Origin of the sequence: Streptomyces sp. NPDC088785 (assembly GCF_044750685.1) — a bacterium.
In the GTDB taxonomy this organism is placed as follows: domain Bacteria; phylum Actinomycetota; class Actinomycetes; order Streptomycetales; family Streptomycetaceae; genus Streptomyces.
Genome location: NZ_JBIVKH010000018.1, coordinates 106,468 through 126,044, shown reverse-complemented (window position 1 = coordinate 126,044; position 19,577 = coordinate 106,468). Strand labels below are relative to the sequence as shown.

Below are 19,577 nucleotides of genomic sequence, written 5' to 3'. Positions count from 1 at the left end.
CCCCGCGCCCCCGGCGGGGCAGTCGCTGATCGCGACTAGCCCGCACCGCCGATCGTCGCCACGCCCCCGGTCCGTCCTCGGCTGACCGCCGGTGGGTGCTTCTCGCGCCGTTGCCCGCGCCCCTGGCGGGGCGGTTCTTGATCGCGGTGGACGAGTGAGTTCGTTTCAGGGGCTGTCAGGGGCGGAGGGCTCGGAGGAGGAGTTCGGCCAGTTGGTCGGCCAGTTCCTGGGGGGTGAGCGGGCCGTCGGGGCGGTACCAGGTGGACAGGTGGTGGATGGAGCCGAAGTGGTAGTCCACCACCAGGTCGGCCGAGGTCTGCCGGGAGAAGACGCCGGTGTCCTGGCCCTCCTCGATCAGCGCCCGGAACCGCTCGTGGTAGCGGCGCCGCTCGGCCCGCACCTGCTTGTTCTTCTCCGGGCTGAGATGGTGCATGGAGCGGAAGAAGATGGCCGCGTCGTCGAGGTTGTCGATGGTGGTGACGACGACGTCGGCCGCCGCCTCGCGCAGCCGCTGCTCGACGGGCTCGTCCCGGCCCGCGAAGGCGTCGAGCCGCTCCTGCTGGAGGCGGAGCAGGCGCGCGTACACCTCGTGGAGCAGATCGTCCTTGGAGCCGAAGTAGTGGTAGAGGGCGCCCTTGGTGACGCCCGCGGCCTCCACGATCTCCTGGACGGAGGTGCGGTCGTAGCCCTGCTCGGCGAAGAGCCGGGTGGCGGCCGCGAGGAGGCGCTGGGGAACGGGTGTGCCGTCCCCGCCCGTCGTCGTCCTGGGCACTGCCGCCACCTGCCTTTCGCTGTCGGTTAACCGTGGCTTGCGGGAGAACGCAGCTCCCGCCGGAGGATCTTCCCACTCGCCGTCTTGGGCAGCTCGCGCAGGACCTCCACCTCGCGGGGATATTTGTACGCCGCGAGCCGCTCCTTGCAGTAGGCGGCCAGTTCGTCGGGGGTCGCCTCGGCGCCGGGGCGCAGGCTGACGTACGCCTTGACGCTCTCGCCGCGGTAGGCGTCGGGGATGCCGACGACGGCGGCCTCCCGGACCCCGGGATGGGTGTAGAGGACGTCCTCGACCTCGCGCGGCCAGACCTTGAAGCCGGACGCGTTGATCATGTCCTTCTTGCGGTCGACGACGTACAGCCAGCCGTCGGTGTCCATGAAGCCGATGTCGCCGGTGCGCAGCTCCCCGTCGGGGAAGCCCTCCGCGGTGGCCTCGGGCCGGCGCCAGTAGCCCGGGACGACCTGCGGGCCGCGCACCGCGATCTCGCCCTGCTCGCCGAAGGGCACCTCGTCGCCGAGGTCGTCGAGGATGCGGACCACCGAGTCGGGGCCGGGGACGCCGACCGCGAGGGTGCCGGAGACCGGGTCGACGGGTGCCTCGGTGCCGGGCGGCACGGACGCGCAGGGCGCGGTGCACTCGGTGAGGCCGTAGCCGTTGTGGATGTACGGGCCGAATGCCGCGCGGAACTTCTCCACGAGGGCGGGCGGCACCGGGGCGCCGCCCGAGGAGATCGAGGAGAAGGAGGCGAAGTGCTCGCGGGTGGCCTGCGGCTGGGCGCCCAGCGCCATGAAGGCGGTGGAGGGGCCGACGGTGTACGCGGGCCGGTGCTCGGCGAACGCGTCGAGGACGACGCCCGGTTCGAAGCGGTAGGCGAGGGCGAGGGTGCCGGCGTTGGCGAAGGAGGCGACCAGCTCGCAGACCATGCCGGTGATGTGGAAGAGCGGCGCGAGCGCGAAGTAGGTGGCGCCCTCGGGCAGGCCGAGGCCGGTGCGCTGGCGTTCCGCGTTGTACGTGATGTTGCGGTGCAGGTTGGTGGCGCCCTTGGGGGTGCCGCTGGTCCCGGAGGTGTAGCTGATGAGCGCGATGTCGTCGCCGGTGAGCTCCCGTCCGGCGGGCGCCGCGTGGCCCGCGCGGGCCACGGTGACGAGGTCGTCGGCGTCGGTGGCGGCGGGCGTGACCCGCTCGAAGGCGAGGACGCGCTGGTCGTCGCGGGTCTGGAAGTCGCGTTCGCAGGCGGTCAGCACGATCCGTACGGGAGAGTCCGCGGCGCTCTCGCGCAGGTACGCCTCCCAGGCGCGGTCGGTGCAGACGAGCCCGGTGACCTCGGCGTCGTGCAGGACGTGCCCGACCTCGCCGGCTTTGTACATCGGGTTGACCGGGACGACGACGGCGCCCGCCTTGAAGGCGCCGAGCAGCGCGAGCACGAAGTGCGGCGAGTTCTGGAGCATGACCGCGACCCGGTCGCCGCGGGCCAGGCCGCGCGCGGCGAGGTGCCCGGCGACCGAGTCGGACAGGGCGTCCACCTCGGCGTAGCTGAGGCGGCCGTCGAAGTAGGCGAGGGCAGTGGTGTCGGGGGCGCGGCGGACGGCGTCGGCGAAGGCGTGGGCCACGGAGGCGGCCGGGGTGACGTGGGCCTTCTGGGCGTCGTTGAGGACGCCGAGCCAGGGCCGCGCCGCGTAGATCGAGTCGGTCGGGGTCGCGGTCCGGTCGGTCACTGTGCGGCCTCCCACTTCTGCTGGATGTGGTTCATGCTGGTCAGCCAGCGGTCGGGGACGGCGGCGCGGGCCGTGTAGTACTCGGCGACCTCGGGGTGCGGCAGGATCAGGAAGCGGTCCTCGGCCATGCCCGCGAACAGCGCGTCGGCGACGTCCGACGGCTCGATGGCGGTCGGGGCGAGGACCAGGTCACCGGCGGAGCCGGACGCGGTCAGCATGTCGGTGCGCACGCCCTGCGGGCAGATCGCGTGCACCTTGAGGCCGCGGTGGCGGTAGGTGAGCGAGAGCCATTCGGCGAAGGCGTACGCGCCGTGCTTGGTGACGCTGTACGGGGCCGCCCCGACCATGCTGAGCAGCCCGGCCGCGGAGACGGTCGACACGAAGCGGCCGGCGCCGCGCTCCAGCCAGCCGGGCAGCAGGGCGTGGGCGGCGCGGACGTGCGCCATGACGTTGACGTCCCAGGCCGCGGCCCACACCTCCTCGGGGGCGGCCTCGGTGCCGCCGGAGGCCAGGCCCGCGTTCGCGCAGTAGATGTCGACGGTGCCGCCGAGGGCGTCGCGGGCCTGCTCGACGACGGCGGAGGCGTCCCCGGGGACGGCGATCGCGCCGATCCGCTCGGCGACGGCGCCGGCCTTGACGGCGTCCAGGTCGTTGACGACGACCCGGGCTCCCGCCGCCGCGAACCGGCCGGCGAGCGCGGCGCCGATGCCACCGCCCGCGCCGGTGACGACGACTGACTGGCCTTGCAGACTCTCCACCATCGGTCTCCTTCGACACGACGAGATCGGCTCGTTGCCCCAGCAGACTAACCAGTCGGTATGGAACCGTGGAAGGGGTTCGGACCTGGTGATCCGCGGAGATTCGTCCCCCGGGGCTCGTTCCCCGCGGCCCGTCCACGGGCTAGCGTGCAGGGCCATGCCAGTTCCGATGATCACGGAGGATCTCGCATGAACATGTCGAGACGGGTGCTGCTCGCGGCGAGCGCGGGCGCGGCGGGCGCCGTCGGCGTCGGCGGTACGGCGCGGGCCGCCGGGCGGGGCGGCGGGGGCCGGCCGCTGCGCACGGGCTTCGAGCGGCTGGCGGCGGACGGCTACCGCCTCCTGGCCGGCCAGAAGGTCGGCGTCGTCACCAATCCGACCGGCGTCACCCGCGACGTCCGGCACATCGTGGACGTCATGCACGGCGACGAACGCGTGGACCTGAAGGCGGTGTTCGGCCCGGAGCACGGCTTCCGCGGCACCGCGCAGGCGGGCGGGTCGGAGGGCCGCTACGACGACCCGGCGACCGGACTGCCGGTCTACGACACGTACTTGAAGAGCGGCCGGCCGCTCGCGGACGTCTTCACGGCGTCCGGCGTCGACACCGTCGTCTTCGACATCCAGGACGTGGGCGCCCGCTTCTACACCTACATCTGGACGCTGTACGACTGCATGGAGGCGGCCCAGCTCGCGGGCAAGCGGTTCGTGGTGCTCGACCGGCCGAACCCGATGACGGGCCGCGGGGCCTACGGGCCGGTGCTGCACAAGGAGTTCGCGACGTTCGTCGGCCGCCGGGAGATCTCCCAGGCGCACGGCATGACCGTCACCGAGCTGGCCCGGCTGTTCAACGGCGAGTACCTGGAGCGTCCCGTCGAGCTGGCCACCGTCACGATGACCGGCTGGCGGCGCGGCGACTTCTACGACGCCTCGGGGCTGCCGTGGGTGCCGCCCAGCCCGAACATGCCGACGCCCGACACCGCGCTGGTGTACGCGGGCACCTGCCTCTTCGAGGGGACGAACCTCTCGGAGGGCCGGGGCACGACCCGCCCCTTCGAGCTGCTCGGCGCCGAGGGCGTCGACCGGGCGTGGGCCGCGGCGGCGAACGGCCTCGGCCTGCCCGGCGTGCACTTCAGGGAGGCGTACTTCGCGCCGACGTTCTCCAAGTTCCAGGGAAAGACGATCGGCGGGGTCCAGCTGCACGTCGACGACCGGGAGTCGTTCGACCCGGTGCGCACCGGCATCGCGCTCCTCGTCACCGCGAAGCGGGTCTGGAAGGACTTCGCCTGGCGCCCGGACAACTGGATCGACAAGCTCACCGGGTCCACTCAGGTCCGCACCATGATCGACGCGGGCGCCCCGACGGACGAGGTGGTGGGGGCCTGGCGCGGTGAGCTGGCCGCGTTCAGGGACGTACGCCGCGCGTACCTCACGTACAAGTAGCCCGCGCCGTACAACCGTACAGATGGCCCGCCGGCGTGCGACGCGGGCGGCGGCCCCGGCCCCGGAGCGGGGCACCGCGCGGACGGACCGCGCGGTGCCCCTGGGACCTGCCGGGTGCCGCGGTGGAGCACCGGACTACCGGCGTACCGGACTACCGGAGTGCCGGACTACCGGAGTGCCGGACTACCGGAGTGCCGGAGGTCACCGGTGTGCCGGGAACTCCACGACCTGCTGGTACGTCGGCCGGTTCTGCCACTGCATCGAGCGGTGCGTGATCCCGCCGAGCGCCCGGTGGACGATGGTGTCCGCGCACCACTGGTCACCGGCCTTGCAGGTGTCGTCACCGGGGTAGACCTCGGTGGCGGGCTTGGCGGCGGCCGTCGTGAGGGTCTTCAGGAGCGCGTCCCGGCAGGCCGAGAGGTCACCGGCGCCGCAGTACCTCTCGCCCAGCTTTCCCTGGACCGGGTCGCCGAGCACGGCCCGCAGATCCTTGTCGACATAGCCCCACCAGCCGTACTGGAACGAGGACCCGGCGTGCGAGCCCGTCGGGCCGTGCCCGGCGGACGGCGCCTCGTCCACGGTCAGTTCACCGGTGAGTGCCTGGTAGAGGTCGTCGCCGAGGCCCGGCCTGAACTCGGCCTCGACCAGCAGCGGCCACCACGCGTCCATGATCCGTACGGCGTCGGGGTGCGCGTACGTCTTGGATCCGGCGGACGTCTGGTTGCGCTGGGCGCCCGCCTTCTGCCAGGCCTCCAGCTGCTGCACGGCCGCCGCCTGCTGCGGGTCGTCGACCGGCTTGCTGCGGATCACCTTGAGGATCTCCGGCAGCACCTGCTCGCCGCGCAGATCGGTGACCGCCGCCTCCTCCATGGCCCGGGTCAGCGCGGCCCGGGTGACCCCGCCCTGCGCGCTGAGCTTCTTCACCCGGTCGTTGAGCAGGTCGGCGCGGTGCACGGCGCCGAGGCTGAAGTTGGCGGCCCCGAAGCCCTTGGCCTGCTTGTTGTTCCAGGAGATGTAGTAGTCCTGGTTCACGGAGTTGGGGTGCTGGTCCGGCGGGGTGTAGGCGGCGGTGTTGTCCGCCGGGTCGAAGTCCTTCCACTCGTAGGCCGGTTCGGCCTTCACGGGCAGCGAGCCGTCGATGTCGGCCGCGCGCACCGGGTTGCTGCCGCTGTTGTAGTACGCGATGTCGCGCGAGTCGGCGTAGAACCAGTTGAAGGCGTAGCTGATGTGCTGCGCCGCCTTCTCGAAGGAGGCCGCGTCCGTGACGTAGGACGGGTCGTTGAGCATCTGGAAGCCGATGATCGAGTCGGCCTCGTGCCGGTAGGTGGAGCGCAGCGCGGTGTAGGCGACGGGTTTGCCGTCGAGCGTGGCGCGGTGCGTGACGATGCCGTACTTCGTGCGGAACACCTGGAGGCGGTAGGAGCCGGCCGCCGTGGAGTCGGCCACCGTCGGCTTCCAGGCGTTCTTCTTCTCCAGCTTCTCCATCGGCGTGCAGGTGCCGTGGTAGAGGTACGACGTGGACTGCCGGGTCGGCGTGGAGCCGTCGGCCTCGCACAGCTGGACCGCGTAGGTGTCCGTGATGTCCTGTCCGGCCGAGGTCGCCGACCAGGAGTAGTCCTGGCCGCGGCCGAGCTGGATGTACATGCCGACGCCGGCGAAGGAGACGCCGCGGGCGCTGATGCCGGGGCCCTGGAGCTCCTGCATCATCAGCAGCTGGGGCGCGAAGTAGCCGGTCTGCGGGCCGAACACGGCGACCGGGTGGCCGGACGCGGTGCGGGTGCCGGAGACGAGCAGGGCGTTCGACATGCCCTTCCTGGTCCCCGACGCGGCGCCGTCGAACAGGTCGGCGGGGAGCACCCCGTCGTCGTACATGCCCTGGAGCGGCTTGAGCTGCCGGGGGGCCTTCACCGGGTCCTTGGCGATGCCGTCGCCGGACGTGGCGGCGGCGGTCGCGGCCGAGCCGGTGCGGTCGTAGACGACCTGCTCGGTCTGGACGGAGCCCTTGTCGGGCAGGGCCTGGCCGCGCGGGTTCGCCGGCTTCTGGCCGTAGGGGAAGCTGGTGCCGTCGTGGATGGTGCTGACGGCCTCGGGGTCGTCGCGGCCGCGGAAGGACTCCCAGACCTCGGTGCCCTTCTGGACGCCGTACTTCTGCTGCGCCTGCATCAGCGAGAGGGCCTGGCCGACCTCTCCCCCGCCGCCGTTGCCGAACAGCCCGCCGACCACCGAGGCCAGCGCGATCATGTCGGTCACCTTGAACGGCTGGATCTCGCCGATGTTCGTGATCGCGTCGACCTTGCCGGTGAGCACGTACTCACCCGGGAAGTAGCGGCCGTTCTTCGACTTGACCCGGTAGGAGTTGAGGCCGTCGATGTAGGCCTGCGCGTCGTCCATGGCCTGCTGCCCGCGGGTGCCCTGGGCCTTGATGAAGTCGACCTGTTTTTGCAGGTCGTCCTCGGTGTAGGGGGCCTGGGGCCAGAACTCCTGCTCCAGTCCCTGGTTGGCCAGCGCGCCGCCCGCGAAGGACGTCAGCTCGCCGCGGCCGATGTGCCGGAACAGGTCGATCAGCCACATGCGGTCCTGACCTGCGGCGAAGCCGGCGCCGAACTCGGTTCCGTAGCGCGTGGAACCTTTGATGTGGGGTACGCCGTTCTTCTTGTCACGGGTGATGGTGACGTCGTCCCGCGGCCGCGTGACGGAAGCGACCTGATCGGCCGGTACACCGAAGGAGGAGTCGTTGAAGAAGTTCGCGAGTGTGCCGTCCGTGAGCGACGGGTAGCCGGACGAGAGCGCGTCATAGGGACCGAGCTGATCGTCCGCATGCTGGGGCTGTGTGCCGAACAGTTTGTTCCCGAGGATCTCGGCGAGTGTGGCGCTGCCGTTCGCCCCGGGCGGAAGTATGTCCGAGCACTGCCCTCGGCAGTAATCGGCGACCGGGACGGGCTCGTCGGCGGCACTGGCCGTCGGGGTCGTCAGTGGGGAAAGCAGTCCCGCGGTGAGCAGGAGAGCCGCGGCGGCCGTAACTCTCCGCAGAGGACCACGGGTCCTGCCGGGCACTCTGTTCAGGGTGGTGCGTGGAATGCGTCGTCGCATGCCTGGTCCTCCCGACGATGGGTGTGCCGGAGGTTACCGGCGGTTAGCCAACGACAGAAGATGAACATGCGTCACGTTTTCGGAATCATCACAGGGAGCACTCAGCAAGTCCCCGGCCTCACAAGGTGCCGGTGATGGACCCCATCGGAAATCGAATGGGAATCGACGGCCCTCGGAGGGATCCGAATCGTGTGTCGGTACGTCTACTCGGCGACGTCGCGCCATGGCTGCGGCGACGCCGACGTACGTGTGACGGAGGTGCAGGGCGATGGCTGGATTCCGGAGTCTGGCAAGACAGGTGCGCGATCCGCGCAACGATCTGGCACTGCGGCGCTACTCACTGCGCAAGTGCCTTGAGAGATTCGCCCCTTACGGGCACCGGGCGACCTGGGACCACCTGTGTTCACGGGCCGGTTTCGGACCCGAGGACCGCTCCCCCGACCCGGCCCGGCTGGTCGCGGCGCTGGAGGAGCTGGAAGAGGCGCGGGCCGTCTGGCTCGCGTACGAGGACGCCTTCGCCAAGCGCAGGCGTCGGGAGAAGCACGACGGGCTGCGCAGCCCCGGCACGATCGACGACTGGCACCGGCTGACCTGGGGCGGCTTCGGGGTCGCCTGGTGCGACGACCCGTCGGTGCACCCCGGCGGAGCGCTCGCCGAGGTCCTGCGCCGGCTGATCGCCGCGCTGGAGCGCGATCCGGGCGCGTGCTGTCCGGTCTGCGCGGGCAGCGGACTCGTCTGGACGCACGACCTGGCGCACGAGCCGTCGTCGGGCCCCGTCTGCACCCGCTGCGGCATCGTCGTGCCGCGGCCCGTTCTCACCCCCGAGGCCCTCACCGACGCCCACCGGGCCCGGACGCTGGTCTCCGCCTAGGGCTCCCCGCGAGGAGCCGTGCACAGCGCGACGGGGGTGCGGACGGCCGCGGACAGTCCTCGCACCCCCGGTCCCCCAGGGCTGCCCGCGGCCGTCCGCGCCGCCCGGCCCGGCGGCCCGGCCGCCTCAGCCCCGCACGCGCGGGTCCGGGATCGCCGCGAGGCGGGTCCGGTCGAGCAAGTGGCGCGGCAGGAACGGCTGGTCGAGGTCGACGGGCAGGCCCCCGTCGTACGCGAGACAGGCCAGCGCCAGCGGGCCGAGCGCGACCCGCGAGCGCGGAGCCGGCGCGTCGGCCCAGTAGCCCCGGTGCTCCTCCAGCGCCGCGGCGAGCAGCTCCGCGAACCGGTCGTCCTCCTGGGTGAGCAGCCGGTGGAAGAGGCCGACGGGCGGGTAGTCGACGGCGTTCACGAAGTCCTTCGGCGCGCGCGTGGCGGCCTTGGGGTGCGCGGCGTCCATCGCGTCGGCCAGCGCCCCGACGACCTCGTCGACCGGGCGGCGCAGCCAGTAGCCCCGCAGGGCCCGCGCGAAGTGGCCGACGTGGTCGTCGCCGAGGGCGTCGGGCGCCACTTCGCACAGCCGTTCGGTGCGCTCGCGCTCCCGGGTCACCAGGGTCAGCCAGAACGTGTCGAGCCAGGCGCGGGCGTCGCCGCGCACCTCGGGGCCGGTCGCGGGCACCGTGAGGTCCCGCTCCCCGAGCCGGACCGGGACCGCGTCGGTCGCGGTGAACAGGGCGGTGCCGAGCTGGAGCGCGGCCACCCAGGCGTCCCAGGTCGGCGCCCGGTCCGCGGCGGGGTCGTCGGCCGCGTGCGCGTGGGCGAGGGTGACGGCGGCGTCGAACGCCTCGGGCAGCCGGTCCGCGTCCGCGGCGGCCGCGACGAGCGACTCGGCGGCAGCCGCGGCGAGTTCGGCGGGACCGGCCGTCCGCGCCGAGGTGACGAGGCGGCCGGCCCGGTCGAGCCCGCGCAGCTCCCGCAGCACGTCTGCGAGGTCGCCGGACGGCTCCTGACCGGCGGCGGTGAGCGGGGTGAGCCGTCCCCCGTGCCACCAGTACACGAGCGGCGAGAGCGGACCGGGGCCGTCCTCGTGGGCCTTGACGGCGTACGTGGCGAGGTCGTCGACGGCGGCGGCCGCGGTGCCGTCGACGACCGGGTGGAAGGCGAGCAGGTGCCGGGTGGGGACGACGACGAGCGCGCCCGCGTCCGGCATCCGCCTCCCGGTGGCCTCGGCGACGAGTTCGGGCAGGACCAGCGCCTTGGTGGACACGAACGGGGAGTCGCCGTACACCGAGTACAGGACGGGGTGCCCGGCGAGCCGCACCTCCTCCAGCCGCATCGGCGCGCGGACCAGGGCGCGCTCGGCGGCGGCCCACAGCGCGTCGGCGCCGGCCCGCTCCACGTCGGCGTCGGTGAGCAGCCGGACGGCGGCGGGCCCGTCGAGGGCGAGGACGAGCCGCAGTCCCCCGGCGACGTCCCGCGCGTAACCGAATCCGTCGTCGCCGTCGTCGCCGTCGTCGCCGTCGCCGCCGCCGTCGGCCGGGAGGGCGTCCGGCGCCACGAGCCGCAGGCAGGTGCGCGCCAGGAGCTCCTCGGCGCTCTCGCCGCCCGGGGACGGCCGCGCGATCTCCCCGAGAAACGCCTCGACCACCGCGGGCCACTGCTCCTCGGGCGCCACCCGGCAGTGCCGTGCCAGGTGCGTCAGCGGGTGGCGCCGCCCCTCGGACTCGGCCGTGTCGCCGGTCACGGTGGGCTCCGCGCCGGTGCGGGCGCGCAGTCCACCGGCGACGAGGGCGCGCAGGCGGTCGGCCTGCGCGCCGGTGAGCGTGGACAGGTGCGGGTCGGACGTGTCGTTGGAGGTCACGGCCCCGACTCTACGAGGCGTGCCGCCGGGCGCGGGCGGCTTCCCCGGGACCCCCGGGCCGGTCCTAGGGCCTGATCACCTCGGTCTCGATCGCCAGTTTGAACTCGGCCAGGGTGAGCGGTACCGCGAGGTGGGTGTCCCCGCGCCGGGCCGCTATCTTCAGGCCGACCGGGGTGCCCGGGTGGACGAACATCTGCCAGGTGTAGGCGCGGTACTGGCCGCCGCCGGTGGCCACGGTGTCGGTGGTGGCGGTCGAGTCGTAGCCGGTCGACAGGTTCAGCGGGTCGCGCACGAAGCGGGCGCGGTACTCGGTGGCCCGCGGGCTCGGCGCCCAGAAGACGAGCGCGGACAGGGTGCCCCAGCCGTCGTGGCTCGGCCAGATCAGGCCGGAGCGGGCGTCGGGGTACTTCGAGGAACCGCCGCCGGCGGACGGGGCGTGCATGTTCCAGGGGTCGTACGACTCCTCGGCGCTCGCGTACGGGAACCGCACGAGGTGGTAGCCGTCGCTGTCGTACGTGATCTTCTGGGCGCCCGAGCGGGCGGCCTCGAACTTCAGGGAACTGATCGCTACGGCCATGCGCTGCGCACTCTCCCGTCGGGGTCGCGGTGCGGCTGCCGTCGTCGGCGGCTGCTGGCACCATCACAGGGATGGACTTCGTACAGGTGTGTCTGAACGGCGCGCGCGGCGCGGGTGACGGGGCCGTGGTCCCGCTGTCCCCCGCCGCGCTGGGCGAGGCCGCGGCGGCGGCCGTCGCCGCCGGGGCGTCGGATGTGCATGTTCACCCCAAGACCCCTTGTGGGCAAGACACGTTGTCGCCACGCGTGGTGGCGGCCGTGCTCGACGCGATCCGCTCGCGGGTGGCGGTGCCGGTCGGGGTGACGACGGGCGCCTGGGCGGAGCGGGACCCGGCGGCCCGGGTGGCGCGGATCCGCTCGTGGACGGCGCTGCCGGACCACGCGTCGGTGAACTGGCACGAGGAGGGCGCGGAGGAGGTGGCCGCGGCGCTCCTCGACCGCGGGGTGGGGGTGGAGGCCGGGCTGTGGTCCGGCACCGACGGCGTCGCCCGGTTCGCGGTGTCGCCGCTGGCGGGGCGGGTGCTGCGGGTCCTCGCCGAGGTCACCGACCGCGATCCGGCCACCGCGCGCGGCACGGCCGGCGCGCTGCTGGAGGGGATCGGCGCGGCGCACGGCCGGCCGGTGCTGCTGCACGGCGAGGACGGCGGCGCGTGGCCGGTGCTGCGGCTCGCGCGGGAGCGGGGGCTGGCGACGCGGATGGGCCTGGAGGACACCCTGCTGCTGCCGGACGGCTCCCGGGCGCGCGACAACGCGGAGTTGATCGGTCGGGCGCTCGACGGGCGCGGGCCCTCCTCCTGACGGCGGCGGAAACCCGGTCCCGCCGCATCCGCGTCCTGGGGCGGCCGGGGGCGCGGACGGGAGGGTGAGGGCGGTGAGGGCAGGCCCTAGTGGGCGCCCGGTGCGATGCCGACGACGAGGACGCGGGTGCCGGGCTCCAGCGGGCGCCAGCGGTGCGGGAGTTCGGCCGCGCAGTACAGGGTGTCGCCGCGCTCCAGGCGGTACCGGACGCCGTCCGCCTCCACCTCGGCCGCGCCGTCGGCGACGTAGAGGAGTTCGTCGCCGCGGTGCCGGTAGGCGCGGTCCCAGTCGTGGTCGCCGGTGAACTCCAGGGCGTGCAGCCGCTGCGCGCCGCGGACCAGTGGCCGGATGCCGTCGGCGGTGGCCGCGCCGTCGGCGGCCCGGACGACGTCGACCGGGCGGGGCTCCTGGGCCGCCGCCATGATCTCGACGGCCGTGGTGTCGAGGGCGTCGGCGATCCGTTGCAGCGATTCCATGCTGGGTCGCGACCGGCCGTTCTCGACCTGGCTGAGGAACGGGACGGAGACCCGGGCCCGGCGCGCCACTTCGGCGAGGGTCAGCTCCAGGGCGCGGCGCCTGCGCCGGATGCCGGGTCCCACGTTCATGAACTTGTAACGCCCTCTCGCCGTTCGGCCTGTTCCCGGCACTTTATCGCCATGGTTAACTCCTTCACCGTCACTTAAAAAAGTTAACCGCACCGGTTAACCGCACCCCGGGAGGCCCCCCATGGCCCGTGTGGACCAGAACCAGCGGCGCCGCCGCGGCACCGGCCTGATCGCCCTGGACGAGGAGGCCGCGTACGACGGCTACACGCTGTTCGCGCCGCTGACCGGCACCGGCGAGGTGTACCTGATCGACCTGCACGGCACCGTCGTGCACCGGTGGGACCTGCCGCACCGCCCCGGACGGCACGCGCGCATCCTGGCCAACGGCAACCTCGCGTACAACGCCGTGCTCCCCGGCGAGCCCGCGCTCTTCCCCATGTGGCACAAGTACCGCGGCGGCCTGATGCAGGAGATCACCCCGGACGGCACGGTGGTGCGCGAGCACCGCGACCCGCTCCAGCACCACGACGCCCACCACCACGGCGACGGCCGGATCCTGTACACGGCCCTGGAGCCGCTGACCGGCGCGGCCGCGGCCGCCGTGCGCGGGGGCGTGCCGGGCTCGGAGGCGGCCGGCGGCACGGTCTGGGCGGACACCATCGTCGAGGTCGACGCCGACGGGAACCGCACCTGGGAGTGGAAGGTCTCCGAGCACCTCGACCGCGCCGGATTCCCGCTCCACCCCGACTACGCGCGCGAGCACTACCCGCTGATCAACAGCGTGCTGCCGCTCGCCGACGGCACCGTCCTCGCCAGCTTCCGCTCGGTGTCGGCGGTCGTCGTCATCGACCGGGCCAGCGGCGCCCTCGTATGGCGCTCCGAGCCGGGCGCCGTCTCGCAGCAGCACTGCCCGACCGAGCTGGCCGACGGCAACGTCCTCGTCTTCGACAACGGCGTCTTCCGGCCGCACCGGGACGTGCCGTTCAGCCGCGTCATCGAGATCGACCGGGCGAGCGGGAAGATCGTCTGGGAGTACCACGACCCGGCCCGCGAGTCGTTCTTCGCGCCGTTCATGGGCAGCGCCCAGCGCCTGCCCAACGGCAACACGCTCGTCACCGACTCCCCCGCGGGCCGGCTCTTCGAGGTGACCGCCGACGGCTATCTGTGCTGGGAGTACATCGTCCCGTTCTTCGGCGGCTACGCCGAGGAGGAGGTCCGCACGCTCTTCCCGTCCGAGCCGAACGCCGTGTTCCGCTCCTACCGCTACGCGGCCGCCGAACTGCCCTGGCTGAACCGGTGACCGCCCCGGCCGGCGCCCTGGTGAGCCCGGTCGACGAGCGGCTGCCGGTGCGCCGTCTCGTCCCCCTCGCCTGCCAGCACCTGCTGGCGGGCGTGGCCGCGCCCGTCTCCTCCGTCGTCCTCATCGCGACGACGCTGGGGCTGTCGCCCGCCCGGACCGCGTCCCTGCTCAGCGCGACGCTGATGCTGTGCGGGGTGGGCGCCCTGCTCCAGTCCCTGGGCGTGCGGGCGCTGCGGGTGGGGGCCCGGCTGCCGTTCCTGATGCTGCCGGGCGGCGCCGCCGTCGCGATCTTCCTCCAGACCGCCCGGGAGTACGGCCCGGCGACCGCGTCCGGCTCGGTCCTGGTCGCCGCCGCGTTCCTGCTGTGCGTCGTGCCCTTCTACGGGCGTCTGGTGCGGCTCTTCCCGCCGCTGGTGATGGGCACGACGGTCGTCCTCATCGGCATCAACATGATCAAGGTGACCGCTCCGATGGTCGCCTCGGGCCCGGGCCTCGGCTTCGCCACGCTCGGCGTGACCGGTCTCCTGCTGCTCGTGCTGCGCGGCGTGTGGCGGCAGTCGGCGGTGCTGCTCGGCCTGGCCGGCGGCACCCTCCTGGCGGTGCTGACCGGCACCGGGCTGCACGTCGCGCACGGCGGCGCGTTCGCCCTGCCCGAGCCGTTCCCGTACGGCACGCCGCACCTCGACCCGCTCGCCGCCGTACCGCTGCTGGTCTTCGCCCTCGCCTCGCTCGCCGAGGCCACCGGGCAGACGGTGCTCAACAGCGAGGCCGTGGGCCGCGCCCCCGACCCCGGCCGCGACGTGCCGCGCATCGCCCGCGCCGACGCGCTGGTCTCGCTCGGCTCGGGCGTCTTCGGTACGTCGCTGATGGTGACCAGCGCCGAGAACATCGGGATCGTCCAGCTCACGCGCGTCCGCAGCCGGTTCGTGACGGCGGCGGCCGGGGTCCTGCTCATCGCCTGCGGGCTGCTCGCGCCGCTCACCCGGGTGCTGGCCGCCGTCCCCGAGCCGGTGGTCGGCGCGGCGGGGCTGGTCATCTACGCCGTCATCGCCGTCATGGGGTTCGGGATGCTCTCCCGCACCGACCTCGCGCACGGCACCGACAGCGTGGTGATCGCGCTCGCCCTGGTCGTCGGCATGCTGCCGATCGTGCAGCCCGGGATGTACGCGGGCCTGCCCTCGTGGGCGCGGACCCTGTTCGGCAGCGGGGTGGCGGCCGGGGCGATCGCGGCGGTCGTGCTCTGCGCGGTGTTCCGGGCGCTCGGTCCCCGGGTCACGGCCGCGCGGGACGCTCCCGGCGCTCCGTCATCAGACGCGAGCCCGTGAGCCGCTCGCCGAAGACGTCGTCCGGGTTGGACAGCACGCAGTTCTCCAGGGAGAGGCAGCCGCAGCCGATGCAGTCGGTGAGGTGGTCGCGCAGCCGGCCCAACTGCGCGATCCGCTCGTCCAGTTCGGAGCGCCAGGTCTCGGACAGGCGCGCCCAGTCCTCCTGGGTCGGGGTGCGCTCCTCGGGCAGTTCGGCCAGCGCCTCGCGGATCGTCGCCAGCGGGATGCCGACGCGCTGGGCGGCGCGGACGAAGGCGACGCGGCGCAGGGTGTCCCGGCTGTAGCGGCGCTGGTTGCCGGGCGTGCGGCGGCTGGTGATCAGGCCCTTGGCCTCGTAGAAGTGCAGCGCGGAGACGGCGGCGCCGCTGCGTGCGGCGACCTGCCCGACGGTCAGCTCGTGGATCTTCTCCGGGATCTGTGGCACCCGGTCGAGCCTAGTCGCAGCGCGACCGCGTTGTTAGCATGCTGAGCAAGCGCTTAGACATTGCGATGGAGGATGGACAGCATGGCGGAGCCGCGGGTTTTCAAGGACGTCGACGAGCTGAAGGGCGCCGTCGGCGAGCAGCTCGGACACAGCGACTGGGTCGAGATCGAGCAGAGCCGCATCGACCGGTTCGCCGAGGCGACGGGTGACCACCAGTGGATCCACGTGGACCCGGAGCGGGCGAAGGCCGGGCCGTTCGGCACGACGATCGCGCACGGCTATCTGACGCTGTCGCTGCTGCCGCTGTTCGGCCCGCAGCTCATCGCCGTCGAGGGCGTGAAGATGGGCGTGAACTACGGGACGAACAAGGTGCGTTTCCCCGCGCCCGTACCCGTCGGCTCGCGGCTGCGCGCCACCGGGAGGATCACGTCCGTGGACGACGTGGCGGGCGGCGTGCAGGTGTCGGTGGCGTTCACGGTGGAGCGCGACGGCGGCGACAAGCCGGTCTGCGTCGCCGAGTCGGTGTCCCGCTACTACCTGTGAGCGCCCCGGCGGGCGCTAGCCGCGCGGCTCGACGGCGGCGCCCACCATCCTGAGGACGAGGTCGGCGTAGAACGCGCCGACCTCGTCGGGCGTGCGGCGGCCCTGGGTGTTGAACCAGCGCGCCACGTCGATGCACAGCGAGAGGATCGCGACCGTCGTGCCGGGCACGTCCGGCACCTGGAACTCGCCGGCGGCCACGCCGTCCTCGATGATCCCGCGGACGGCGGCGTCGCTCTCGCGGCGCAGCGCCACGATCTCCGGCCGGTGCTCGTCGCCGAGGGAGTCCAGCTCGTACTGGACGACGCGCGCGGTGGTGTGGTGTCCCGCGTGCCAGCGGACGAAGGTGCGCACCGCCTCCGCGAGCCGCTCGGTGGCCGTGCCCCCGCCGTCGGCCGCGCGGCGCAGGATGCGCAGCGCCTTCTCGTGGCCGATGCGGCTGATGCGCAGCAGCAGCTCTTCCTTGGTCTTGTAGTGGATGTAGAGCGCGGCCGGGCTCATGCCGGCCCGGCTCGCGATGTCCCGGGTCGTCGTGGCGTGGTAGCCGCGCGCGGCGAAGGCCTCGACCGCGGCGACGAGCAGGCGCCGGGCGGCGTCGGGGGTGACCTCGGCCCAGGGCATCTCGTCGTCGGGCTGCTGGTCCGTGACCCGCTGGTCCTGCGTCATCGCTGCGCTCACATCCTGTCGTGGGGCTCGGCCTCACCCTACCTCCCGGGCTGAGCGGGCGCTTAGCCCGAGGTCGCCCCGGCCGGAATGCGGTGAACACATAAGGAGGGGCGCGCGCATTCCCGGGCGGACCCGGTATTGGATGCACTCTTTCGGAATGCCCGGGAAATCCACTCCACCGGCCGGATCGCGCGGTCCTTTTCGAGGCTTTTACCGCTCCGGCGTGCCCGAGGAGCGGGAGCGCACGTGCCCGCAATTCCGAATGCCGCCGTACGCCGGAGGACCAGGTCCATCTCCGCTCCATTTCCGGGCACTTGCCCATGACGGGAATCTCCCGCATTCAGCGAACAGCCGAGGAACGGAACGGGCACCATGGACAGTCGGACGCGGATCTTCACCTATCTGGGAGGCGGCCTCGACGGCCGGACGGCGCACGATCTCGGCGTCTGGCGCGACCTCCTGCGCGCAGCGGGGCTCCAGGTCGAGGTGCAGGCCGGGCTCCCGGCCGCCGGGGACGGCGCCCACCGGTCGGCCGGCGCCGCCGTGGTGGACAGCCGGCTGCTCGCGGACCGGCCGGCGGCCGGGCTGTTCCCGTCGGTGCCCGTCATCGTGCTCCTGGCGGGCGCGGACGCGACCGACCCCCTCACCCGCGTCCCGGGCGAGGCCGGCCGGATCCGGCTCGGCCGCGACGCCCCGGAGGAGGACGCGGCGAAAGTCCTCACCGCCCTCGGAAAGCGCCCCGAATCGGCCCGTCCGCCATTCTTCGACGCGCTCCAGGATTTCGTCCGGCGCGATACGACGTCGTGGCACACTCCGGCCCACGCCGCGGGGCGGGCCTTTCTCGCGTCGGACGTCGGCCGGGAGTTCCACGCGTTCTGCGGCGAGGAACTGCTGCGGGGCGACATCTCGGTGTCGGTCGCCGCATTCGGTTCGCTGCTCGAACACTCCGGGCCGATCGGTGCGGCGGAGGCGAACGCCGCGCGCGTGTTCGGGGCCGAGCGCACCTACTTCGTCCTCAACGGCACCTCCACCACCAACCGCATCGTCGGTCACTACGCGCTGGGCCCGGGCCGGAGCGCCGCGGTGGACCGCAACTGCCACAAGGCGGTGCTGCACGCCCTGGTCCTCAGCGGCGCCCGGCCGCGCTATCTGCACCCCACGCGCAACGGCTACGGACTGATCGGCCCGGTCCCGCCCGCGGGGCTGGACACCGAGCCCGCCGACCTCGCGGTGATCACCAACTCCACGTACGACGGGCTGTGTTACGACACCGTGCGCACCAGCGCGCTCCTCGCCCCTGCGGTCCCGCGCATCCTGTTCGACGAGGCGTGGTTCGGCTACGCGCGCTTCCACCCGCTCTACCGGGACCGGTACGCCATGGCCGTCACCGACCGGGCGCTGCCCGACGCCGTGCGCCCGACCGTCTTCGCCGCGCAGTCCACGCACAAGATGCTCGCGGCGCTCTCCCAGGCCGCGATGCTCCATGTGCGGTCGGCGCCGCGGGCGCCGGTGGCGGACCGGCGGCTGGACGAGACGTACATGATGCACGCCAGCACCTCGCCGTCCTACCCGATGATCGCCTCGCTCGACGTGGCCGCCGCCATGATGGACGGGGAGCGCGGCAGGGAGCTCATCGCGGAGCCGGTCCGCGAGGCGGTGGCGTTCCGGCAGGCCATGGACCGCACCGGCAGCCGTCTCGCGGCGGCCGACGCGCGGGACGGGTGGTTCTTCGGGGTCTGGCAGCCCCCGTACGTCACGGACCCCGACACCGGCGAGCGGACGGCCTTCGCCGAGGCACCGGCCGACCTGCTGACCACGCGGCCGTCCTGCTGGGAACTGGAACCGGGGGCGGCCTGGCACGGGTTCAGCGGTCTGGAGGACGGCTACTGCCTGCTGGACCCGCTGAAGGTCACCGTGCTGTGCCCCGGCGTGAGCGCGAGCGGCGAGGTCGCGCCCCGGGGCGTCCCGGCGCCCGTGCTGAGCGCCTTCCTGGGCACCAGGGGCATCACCGTCGAGAAGACGGGCGACTACACCGCCCTGTTCCTCTTCTCGATGAGCACGACCCGCGAGAAGTGGACCGCACTCCTGCGCGCCCTGCTGGACTTCAAGGAGCTGTACGACGGCGACGCCGCGCTGGAGGACGTCCTGCCGGACCTGGTCGCCGACCGGCCCGGGCACTATCGCGGGATCACCCTGCGCGAGCTGTGCCGGCGCATGCACGCGCACCTGCGCGACCACGGGCACGCGGAGCTGCTGGACCGCGCGCACACGACGGCGCCGCCGGCCGACTGCACCCCCGCGGAGGCCTACCGGCGCACCGCGGACGCGCCCACCGAGCTGCTGTCCCTGCGCGAGGCCGCGCATCGCACCGCGGCCTCGATGATCGTGGTCACGCCGCCCGGCATCCCGCTGCTGATGCCGGGCGAGAACTGCGGGCCCGCGTCGGGGACCGTGCTGCGCTTCCTGGCGGCCCTGGAAGCCCGGGACCGGTCCTTCCCCGGCTTCCTCAGCGAGATCCACGGAGTCCACCGGGACCCGCGTACGGGCGCCTACCGGATCGACTGCCTCGCCGCTGCGGCGCCGGAGGGCGGGGTCAGGCGACCGGCCTGAACGGGTCGTGCTCCGCGAGGATCTTCTCGATGCGGGCCTGGTCGACGCGGCTGACGATCCGGTCGGCCTCCTGACGGTCCCGGATCACCTTGGCGAGGGTGAACGCCGAGGTGGTCAGGTACAGGACCGAGACCGCCAGGAACGCCCGGATCCAACCGCTGACGTCGAGGCTGTAGATCCCGACGGAGACCGCCGCGAGCGCGACGGCGAAGGACGCCACGGCCTGGCCGTAGTAGGCGTTGGTGTTCTGCTGCTTGACCGGTGTCTCACTCATGCCGCCCAGCATGGAG

Annotated in this window: 17 protein-coding genes; 7 read left to right on the top strand and 10 right to left on the bottom strand. The window is 73.1% G+C overall.

The genetic code is table 11. From position 1 onward, the window contains the following. Positions 1–175: 175 nt before the first annotated feature. The 3 genes from ACIP5K_RS32915 to ACIP5K_RS32905 are packed head-to-tail and all read right to left on the bottom strand — an operon-like array spanning position 176 to position 3,248. Positions 176–772, bottom strand: a complete 597-nt coding sequence (locus ACIP5K_RS32915; protein ID WP_401415514.1) for a TetR/AcrR family transcriptional regulator — start codon at positions 770–772, stop codon at positions 176–178. Positions 773–798: 26 nt separating this feature from the next. Next, positions 799–2,487 carry a class I adenylate-forming enzyme family protein gene (locus tag ACIP5K_RS32910; protein WP_401415513.1) on the bottom strand — a complete coding sequence of 563 codons (1,689 nt, stop codon included), beginning with the start codon at positions 2,485–2,487 and terminating at the stop codon, positions 799–801. Further along, positions 2,484–3,248: an SDR family oxidoreductase gene (locus tag ACIP5K_RS32905; protein ID WP_401415512.1), complete on the bottom strand. Its 765-nt coding sequence runs from the start codon at positions 3,246–3,248 to the stop codon at positions 2,484–2,486. Before ACIP5K_RS32905 ends, ACIP5K_RS32910 begins: the two co-directional genes overlap by 4 nt. Before the next feature lie 186 nt (positions 3,249–3,434). On the opposite strand from ACIP5K_RS32905, the gene ACIP5K_RS32900 reads away from it, so the two are divergent. Beyond that, positions 3,435–4,685, top strand: a complete 1,251-nt coding sequence (locus ACIP5K_RS32900; protein WP_401415510.1) for an exo-beta-N-acetylmuramidase NamZ domain-containing protein — start codon at positions 3,435–3,437, stop codon at positions 4,683–4,685. A 201-nt stretch (positions 4,686–4,886) separates the two neighbouring features. On the opposite strand, the gene ACIP5K_RS32895 is transcribed toward ACIP5K_RS32900, so the two are convergent. Further along, a complete protein-coding gene (locus ACIP5K_RS32895) occupies positions 4,887–7,775 on the bottom strand; it encodes a penicillin acylase family protein (protein WP_401415509.1) in 2,889 nt (962 codons plus the stop codon). Positions 7,776–8,043: 268 nt separating this feature from the next. On the opposite strand from ACIP5K_RS32895, the gene ACIP5K_RS32890 reads away from it, so the two are divergent. Beyond that, on the top strand, positions 8,044–8,646 hold the full coding sequence (locus ACIP5K_RS32890) for a hypothetical protein (RefSeq protein WP_401415507.1): 603 nt from the start codon (positions 8,044–8,046) through the stop codon (positions 8,644–8,646). 126 nt (positions 8,647–8,772) lie between these two features. Here ACIP5K_RS32890 and ACIP5K_RS32885 read toward each other — a convergent pair whose 3' ends face one another. Further along, positions 8,773–10,503 carry an immunity 49 family protein gene (locus tag ACIP5K_RS32885; RefSeq protein WP_401415505.1) on the bottom strand — a complete coding sequence of 577 codons (1,731 nt, stop codon included), beginning with the start codon at positions 10,501–10,503 and terminating at the stop codon, positions 8,773–8,775. Between the two features lie 64 nt (positions 10,504–10,567). Then, positions 10,568–11,080: a hypothetical protein gene (locus ACIP5K_RS32880; RefSeq protein WP_401415504.1), complete on the bottom strand. Its 513-nt coding sequence runs from the start codon at positions 11,078–11,080 to the stop codon at positions 10,568–10,570. 71 nt (positions 11,081–11,151) lie between these two features. Between ACIP5K_RS32880 and ACIP5K_RS32875 the strand changes: the two genes are divergently transcribed. After that, entirely contained in the window at positions 11,152–11,877 is a 726-nt protein-coding gene (locus ACIP5K_RS32875; protein ID WP_401415502.1) for a 3-keto-5-aminohexanoate cleavage protein, read from the top strand. Between the two features lie 86 nt (positions 11,878–11,963). Here ACIP5K_RS32875 and ACIP5K_RS32870 read toward each other — a convergent pair whose 3' ends face one another. Then, the gene (locus tag ACIP5K_RS32870) at positions 11,964–12,482 is read right to left on the bottom strand and encodes a helix-turn-helix domain-containing protein (RefSeq protein WP_401415501.1); all 519 of its coding nucleotides are present in this window, start codon (positions 12,480–12,482) and stop codon (positions 11,964–11,966) included. Positions 12,483–12,603: 121 nt separating this feature from the next. On the opposite strand from ACIP5K_RS32870, the gene ACIP5K_RS32865 reads away from it, so the two are divergent. Together ACIP5K_RS32865 and ACIP5K_RS32860 are read left to right on the top strand one after the other, a co-directional pair. Beyond that, entirely contained in the window at positions 12,604–13,722 is a 1,119-nt protein-coding gene (locus tag ACIP5K_RS32865; RefSeq protein ID WP_401415499.1) for an aryl-sulfate sulfotransferase, read from the top strand. Further along, a complete protein-coding gene (locus tag ACIP5K_RS32860) occupies positions 13,719–15,047 on the top strand; it encodes a uracil-xanthine permease family protein (protein ID WP_401415497.1) in 1,329 nt (442 codons plus the stop codon). Before ACIP5K_RS32865 ends, ACIP5K_RS32860 begins: the two co-directional genes overlap by 4 nt. Here ACIP5K_RS32860 and soxR read toward each other — a convergent pair. Further along, positions 14,995–15,471 carry a redox-sensitive transcriptional activator SoxR gene (gene soxR, locus ACIP5K_RS32855; RefSeq protein WP_401415495.1) on the bottom strand — a complete coding sequence of 159 codons (477 nt, stop codon included), beginning with the start codon at positions 15,469–15,471 and terminating at the stop codon, positions 14,995–14,997. The genes ACIP5K_RS32860 and soxR overlap by 53 nt on opposite strands. A gap of 81 nt (positions 15,472–15,552) precedes the next feature. Between soxR and ACIP5K_RS32850 the strand changes: the two genes are divergently transcribed. Continuing rightward, a complete protein-coding gene (locus tag ACIP5K_RS32850) occupies positions 15,553–16,014 on the top strand; it encodes a MaoC family dehydratase (RefSeq protein ID WP_401415493.1) in 462 nt (153 codons plus the stop codon). Between the two features lie 15 nt (positions 16,015–16,029). Here the strand turns inward: ACIP5K_RS32850 and ACIP5K_RS32845 are convergent, their stop codons facing one another. Then, on the bottom strand, positions 16,030–16,677 hold the full coding sequence (locus ACIP5K_RS32845; protein ID WP_401415491.1) for a TetR/AcrR family transcriptional regulator: 648 nt from the start codon (positions 16,675–16,677) through the stop codon (positions 16,030–16,032). A gap of 372 nt (positions 16,678–17,049) precedes the next feature. On the opposite strand from ACIP5K_RS32845, the gene ACIP5K_RS32840 reads away from it, so the two are divergent. Next, complete coding sequence (locus tag ACIP5K_RS32840) at positions 17,050–19,287, top strand: arginine decarboxylase (protein ID WP_401415490.1); 2,238 nt, start codon at positions 17,050–17,052, stop codon at positions 19,285–19,287. Here ACIP5K_RS32840 and ACIP5K_RS32835 read toward each other — a convergent pair. Beyond that, positions 19,271–19,561 carry a YiaA/YiaB family inner membrane protein gene (locus ACIP5K_RS32835; RefSeq protein ID WP_401415488.1) on the bottom strand — a complete coding sequence of 97 codons (291 nt, stop codon included), beginning with the start codon at positions 19,559–19,561 and terminating at the stop codon, positions 19,271–19,273. The two genes, ACIP5K_RS32840 and ACIP5K_RS32835, sit on opposite strands and share 17 nt — an antisense overlap. Positions 19,562–19,577: the final 16 nt, after the last annotated feature.